This window comes from Vibrio sp. YT-18 (genome assembly GCF_033337345.1).
In the GTDB taxonomy this organism is placed as follows: domain Bacteria; phylum Pseudomonadota; class Gammaproteobacteria; order Enterobacterales; family Vibrionaceae; genus Vibrio; species Vibrio alginolyticus.
Genome location: NZ_JAWOQO010000129.1, coordinates 1 through 1,314 on the forward strand (window position 1 = coordinate 1; position 1,314 = coordinate 1,314).

General features: G+C 46.5%; 2 protein-coding genes. One reads left to right on the forward strand and one right to left on the reverse strand.

Annotation, left to right across the window (positions count from 1 at the left end; all coding sequences use genetic code 11):
- Window positions 1–32 precede the first annotated feature (32 nt).
- The gene (locus R7M72_RS24875; RefSeq protein WP_025500833.1) at window positions 33–752 is read left to right on the forward strand and encodes a PAS domain-containing protein; all 720 of its coding nucleotides are present in this window, start codon (window positions 33–35) and stop codon (window positions 750–752) included.
- A 76-nt stretch (window positions 753–828) separates the two neighbouring features.
- On the opposite strand, the gene pdxH is transcribed toward R7M72_RS24875, so the two are convergent.
- On the reverse strand, window positions 829–1,314 hold a 486-nt coding region (gene pdxH / locus R7M72_RS24880; RefSeq protein WP_318056434.1), incomplete at its 5' end, for a pyridoxamine 5'-phosphate oxidase.

The window sequence follows — 1,314 nt, forward strand, 5'->3', positions numbered from 1 at the left end:
CTTGGGGCCAAATAGCAGTAGTGAGTCCTCTTGTGAATATTCCAGTCAATACCATAGAACAGTCGCTCCTCCGACAGCTACCGGGTTGTTGGGGATGCAAAGATAAAGATTCGGTATTCCGTTATGTGAATCAGGAATACGCCGAATTATTGGGCCATGCCTCACCAGAAGAGTGCATTGGTAAAACTGACTTCGAGATGTCGAGCCCAACCACTGAATGCGCGCAAGAATTTCAACGCCAAGATAAACATGTGATCGAAACGGGCGAATCGTTGAAGATCCTTGATATTCATCCTTACCCTGACGGGCGTTGGCGCGCACATATTTTCACGAAAACCCCTTGGCGAGATGAACAAGGCAACATCCTCGGCACCATTTTTTATGGCCGAGAGTTAACCGACACCGCCGTGATTGAAGTGGGCTACTGGGTGTGTCGAGCCATCGGTACAGACATAAACCATCAATCCATTTTCCGTTTTTCGAATCTGAACCCGAAACCAGAAAAGCTCACATGCCGCGAGCAAGAAACGCTATTTTTACTGCTTTACGGCAAAAAACCTCAGTTTATTTCTCAAGTGATGGGCATCTCCACAAAAACGGTAGAAGGGCACGTCGCACGTCTAAGAAACAAGTTTGAAGCGAATAGTAAGAACGAGCTCATCGATAAAGCAATGGAGGCAGGCTATGGATCTGTTGTACCCAAAACGCTGCTTAAACATCAGCTTTCTGTTGTTTTGAATGGAGAGCGCTAACGCCACGCCGCTTTATCTTTATAAACACAAACACCGCCTAAATGGCGGTGTTTTGTTAGGCGTTAAATAAGATGCCCTATGGCGCGAGACGGTCGATATCCCATTCGCCATCGTGTTGAGAGAATAGGAAACGGTCATGCAGACGATGCTCACCGCCTTGCCAAAACTCAATGCTTTGCGGTTTAACTCTAAAGCCGCCCCAAAAAGTTGGCATTGGAATTTCACCTTTGGCAAATTTCTGTTTGAGCTCAAGGAACTTACCTTCCAGCACTCCACGAGCAGAAATACGGCTACTTTGCTTACTCGCAATGGCCGCCAACTGGCTATCTTTAGGGCGGGAAGTAAAATACTTCATGTTTTCCATCGCAGTCAGCTTTTCAGCCACACCAGTAATGTGAACTTGGCGCTCTAATGGATGCCAAGGGAAATGCAGGCTGATGTTGCTGTTATGCTCAAGATGCTGCGCTTTGCGACTACCTAAGTTGGTGTAAAACACGAAGCCATCTTTATCGACGTTTTTCAATAAAACGATTCGTTGAAATGGCATGCCGTTTTCATCCAC